Origin of the sequence: Synechocystis sp. LEGE 06083 (genome assembly GCF_015207725.1) — a bacterium.
Classification (GTDB): Bacteria; Cyanobacteriota; Cyanobacteriia; order Cyanobacteriales; family Microcystaceae; genus Synechocystis; species Synechocystis salina.
On record NZ_JADEWJ010000277.1, the window covers coordinates 1 to 4999 of the forward strand.

5 protein-coding genes are annotated in these 4999 nt (G+C 52.5%); 2 read left to right on the plus strand and 3 right to left on the minus strand.

Going from position 1 to position 4999, the window contains the following annotated elements; genetic code table 11:
* Together IQ219_RS16665 and IQ219_RS16670 are read left to right on the plus strand one after the other, a co-directional pair.
* A partial coding sequence (locus tag IQ219_RS16665; protein ID WP_228017244.1) for an alpha/beta fold hydrolase occupies positions 1-883 on the plus strand: 883 nt, incomplete at its 5' end.
* Positions 884-1032: 149 nt separating this feature from the next.
* Positions 1033-1662, plus strand: a complete 630-nt coding sequence (locus IQ219_RS16670) for a CPP1-like family protein (protein WP_228017246.1) — start codon at positions 1033-1035, stop codon at positions 1660-1662.
* A gap of 52 nt (positions 1663-1714) precedes the next feature.
* Here IQ219_RS16670 and IQ219_RS16675 read toward each other — a convergent pair whose 3' ends face one another.
* The 3 genes from IQ219_RS16675 to IQ219_RS16685 form a co-directional block, all read right to left on the minus strand.
* On the minus strand, positions 1715-3538 hold the full coding sequence (locus IQ219_RS16675) for a penicillin-binding protein 2 (RefSeq protein WP_194073346.1): 1824 nt from the start codon (positions 3536-3538) through the stop codon (positions 1715-1717).
* 12 nt (positions 3539-3550) lie between these two features.
* On the minus strand, positions 3551-4009 hold the full coding sequence (locus IQ219_RS16680; protein WP_194073347.1) for a hypothetical protein: 459 nt from the start codon (positions 4007-4009) through the stop codon (positions 3551-3553).
* Positions 4010-4450: 441 nt separating this feature from the next.
* Positions 4451-4999: (Fe-S)-binding protein (locus IQ219_RS16685; protein ID WP_194073348.1), on the minus strand; the 549-nt coding region annotated here is incomplete at its 5' end.

Genomic DNA, 4999 nt, shown 5'->3' on the forward strand with positions numbered 1-4999 from the left:
AGCCCTGTCTCCCCACACTCCCCCCCTGTTTTGGCAATGGCGCGACCAGGCGATCGCCTATCAGCAAAGGGGCGATCGGGGACCAGCGGTGTTACTAATTCACGGTTTTGGGGCCTCCTGGGGCCATTGGCGCAAAAATATCCCTGTCCTGGGGGAATATTGTCGTTGCTACGCCATCGATTTGTTGGGTTTTGGTGCTTCGGCCAAACCTATCCCTAGTCAGACATTGGGTTACACTTTCACAACCTGGGCGGCTCTGGTGGCGGACTTTTGCCGGGAAGTAATTGGTGGCCCGGCGGTGCTAATTGGTAATTCCATCGGCTGTGTGGTGGCCATGCAAACTGCCACGGACTATCCAGAACTGGTCACTGGTTTGATTGCCCTCAACTGTTCTCTGCGGTTACTCCATGACCGCAAACGGTCAGTTTTGCCCTGGTATCGCCGGGTAGGGGCGGGGGTATTGCAAACGGTGCTGGGCTATCCTCAGATTGGCAAACTGTTCTTCCGACAGGTGGCCCGGGCTAAAACCGTTCGTCAGGCTCTCTGCCAAGCCTACGGGGATAAAAATGCTGTCACGGATGAGTTGGTGGCTATGCTTCTGCGGCCAGCCCAGGATGAAGGGGCGGCGGCGGTGTTTTTAGCTTTCACCGGCTATTCCCAGGGGCCTTTGCCGGAGGATTTGTTACCCCGCATCCATTGCCCAACGGTGCTGATTTGGGGGGAGGCCGATCCCTGGGAACCGATCGCCTTGGGGAGAGGTTTGCAAAACTATGAGTGTGTGGAACAATTCATTAGTTTGCCCGGATTGGGCCACTGCCCCCAGGATGAAGCTCCAGAGGTAATTAATCCAATTTTGCGACAATGGATCACAGAGTGGAGTTAAACCGGCCATGGTCACCATTGGTCAGGGACGGGCAACGGCTTTTCTCCCTAGGGAGGCGAGGATGTCAATGGTAAGATCTTTGGGCATACTGGATGTCAGCACTCCCAATCAAGCACTCAAGGAAATTCAACCAGAGGAGGTTTAGGACAATGGGTGAACAAACTCCCTATCAGACGTTGGGCATATCAGAGGAAGCAACTTTTGAAGATATCCAAGCCGTCAAAACTCGCCTGTTTCGGGAACATGAGGGGAACACCCAGTTGTTGGAAGAGGTGGAGGCCGCCTACGACGCCATTATTATGGAACGACTGCGTCTGCGCCAGGAAGGCAAAATTAAGGTGCCGGAAAAAATTCGTTTCCCTGAACGCCAGGCAGAAAGCACCGGCAATGGCTTCCCCTCCCTTCCAGCTCCCACCGCTCCCAGCTGGCTAGCCAATTCCCTGGATACTCCTTCCCAAAACGATATTCTCTGGCCCGCTGGCTTTTTCGCTAGCCTGATTTTGATCAGTTGGTTGACCCAAGGGGCGGGGGGGTCAATCCAGTCTTTGCTGTTGGTGGTGGGGGTGTTTGGCAATATTTTCTTCCTCAACCGCAAGCAACGCAAATTCGGTAAAGCCCTACTGCTCAGTTTGGGAGCCCTGTTGGTAGGAATTATTTTGGGCACGGTCTTGGGTCAGTTACTGTTGGGGGCAAATGTGGCGATCGGCCCCAACTTGGAACAAATTGCCGCCACCATCACCTTTATCATCCTCTGGTTGATTAGCAGTTTTGTCCGCTAGCCACGGCTCCATTGATCCCCGGTGTCCATGAATAAAACCTGCCGGGGTAAATTTATTGCGGTCGGGAAGGGGGAATGCCCTTAATGGCGATTAGGGCCTCCATAACATTTTTAACCACCGGGGCGGCCACAGTGCCCCCATAGGCATTGGCTCCCTTAGGTTCATCGATAATGGCAACCACCACATAGCGGGGATTGTCCACTGGCAAAATCGACACAAAGCTAGTGATTTTGGCGTTGGCTAAATAACCGCCCCTGGGGCCTGCCTTTTGGGCCGTGCCGGTTTTCCCTCCTACCCGATAGCCTGGGATCTGGGCCGCCTTGCCAGTCCCCCCATCGCCACTAACCAACGATTCCATCATTTGCACCACAGAATGAGCCACTTCCGGCTTCACTACCTGCTCGACGGGGTGATCTGGTTGCCAGTGCAGATGATTACGGGCATCCACCAGGCCTCTGACCACGTGGGGAGTAACTAATTTGCCCCCATTGGCCAACATGGCGTTGAGTTGGAGTAGTTTGATGGGAGTGAGGGAGAGACCCTGGCCAAAGGAAGTGGTAGCCTGCTCAATGGGGTCGTCCATAAAGCTTTTTCTGGGCTTGAGGTAACTGGCCGCTTCTCCCGGTAGGTCAATGCCAGTCTTACTGTCCAGTCCTACCCCCTGCAGTAATTCATAGTAGCGTTGCGGTTTAAGGCGTCTGGCGATCGCCACCATGGCGACGTTACTGGAATAGCGGATGGCTTGGGTGACATTAATCATGCCCGCGCCACTTTTACTAGCATTGGAAATGGTCCAGGGGCCCACCCGCACTGAACCACTATCATTGATGCGGTCCTCTGGTTTCAGCACCCCTTCATTCATGGCCAGGGCCACAATCACCGGCTTAAAGGTTGATCCCGGCTCGTACAGATCGCTCACAGACCAGTTTTTGAAATACTCCACCTTGGCTTTGTAATATTCGTTGGGGTTGAAGGTGGGCTCATTAACCATGGCCACAATGGCTCCATCCTGGGCATCCATGACTAAAACAGTGCCCCGCTTAGCCTTTTGTTGGGCGACCTGGGCTTTCAGTAATTCCCGGGCGGCCCGCTGCAAACGCATATCAATGGTCAACTGCATTTGCCAATCGTTGGACTGCAAGAGGTTATCCGGCAAGGAATCTGGCAACACAACGCCCTTACCAGTGCGGCGAATGGCGTAGGTTTCCACATCCCGTTCTAGGATTTCCCTCTGACTCAGTTCCAATCCCGCCTGTCCCTGGTGCTCGCCGTCCACATAGCCAACGATATCTGCCGCCATTTCATCCTGGGGATAGTAGCGACTATATTGCTTTTCCAGATCCACCCCCCCCATTCTCAAGGAACCAATGCGCACAGCCTGGGACTCATTGAGGCCGGTGGCCAGTTTGATGCCCGATTCCTTGGCCTTGAATTTCTCCTTTAGTTGCGCTGGGGTAATATCTCCCAAAATTGCCGACAGTTCCCGAGCAATGTAGTCGGTGGGATCGGTAATTTCCTTCGTCGCTTCAAAGTAACGGGGATGGACAAACAAGGTGTAAGTAAGGCGATCGGTGGCTAAAACATTCCCCTGGCTGTCCACAATGGAACGGCGGGGCACATAGGGCTGCATACTAGTACTCTGTTGAGCCTTGGCCATGCGTTGTAGTTGGTTGGCTTCCACCACCTGGAGCCGATAAAGACGATAGCCTAGTCCCCCTATGGCTAGTAATAAAAATCCCCAGACCAATAGCAAACGCACCACCGGCACCCCCTGTTGTTGGGCCTTTTGCTTTTGCCTTTCCTGTCGGGAAATATGCTTGGTGAAGGGGGATGAATCGGCAGTTGAGGAATTTAGTTTGGGGTGGGAGGAGTCCATGGCTCGAATTATTTAGTAGGCAACGGGCCTGGTGGCAATGTTGAAATTGGTGGCTGAGGCAACGGTGGCATGGTCGGGAGAAGCAGGGGGAGCACTAGCTTGGGCAGGCAGAAAAATATTCTGGTTGGGGTTAGCTTTGACCAAACCAGAGCTTGGCTGATCCGCTTCCTGGGCCAGTTGATGTTTGATGGCTTCAGTGTTGGTGATCAGTTGGCGTTCCGTTTGTTGAAGCGCTTTAAGTTGTTGATATTCCTTACTCCAGAGGGTAGGGGTGTACACCGTCCAACCATAAATTCCTAAAACCGTCGCCACTACACCCAAGGTAAGGCAAGAAGTAGCCTGTTGAAACCGCAACAAGACCTGCAGAGAAGTGGGCAAAGATTCCCGGGGAGAGGTGATGAGGGGCGTAGGTTGGGAAGCAGCTACGGCGGTACGGCGGGAGGGAAAAGCCGGTTTAGGTAAGGCAGACATATAAAAGTTAGTTAGGACTACAAACGTGTGGTTGGTGAATTGTCTTCACTTTAACGGCAATGGGACAGAATTGGTGCTTTGGGGGGAAACTTTTAGGAGAATGTCGATAAAAACGACTTTTTGGTTTCCATGCCCTGTTAGTTAATGGCTTTGAATGGGGTTGGAGATGGACAGTTTTGTTAGTGCAAATTTCACAGCACAAGCGAACGTTTGAGAGACAACAAACTGGGGATCACTTACTGTGACTAGATTTCGTCCCAGTGTTTCCACTGTTGACCCTATGACGCTGTGGTGGTAACGATACCCATTCACACCCCCAAGAGTGGGTTCGCTCAGGAATTTCGATTCCCCTACTTTTTTGGGAAACGTCTCTGCCCCGGCCATTGCTAGAGGATGAAAAACCAGGATTAGACCTGGGTCAACCGGCTCTGAGCCTCAGCATTAGAGGTTGGTTAACTTTTCTCCCCGCAGGGATAAGTCCAGCAATTGGATAGGATGGATGACCCCGAGGCTCTGGCCTTGTTTCTGTAGGTGTTTTTCGATTTGCAGGGAGCAACCAGGGTTGGCGGAAATGATTAATTTGGCGCCGGTTTGACAGAGATTGCTGACTTTTTGCTGTCCCAACTCTTCGGCGATCGCCGGTTGGAGCATGTTATAGACCCCAGCACTGCCACAACAGAGGGCTGCATCCAGGGGTTCCCGCAATTGCAAATGGGGAATTTGGGCAATTAACTGTCGAGGTTGGAGACTGATTTTTTGACCATGGATCAGATGGCAGGCATCTTGATAAACCACAGGGGTTAATTCCTCGGTGACGGGGTGGAGGGTTTTGTTTAACCCTATCTCCATCAGGAACTCATTAATGTCTCGTACTTTACTAACAAAGGCTTGGGCTTTGGGTAAGTATTCTGGGTCGTCGGCCAGGATATGGTGGTATTCCTTCAGCGTGTGACCGCAACCGGCGGCATTAATAATAATGTAATCCACCTC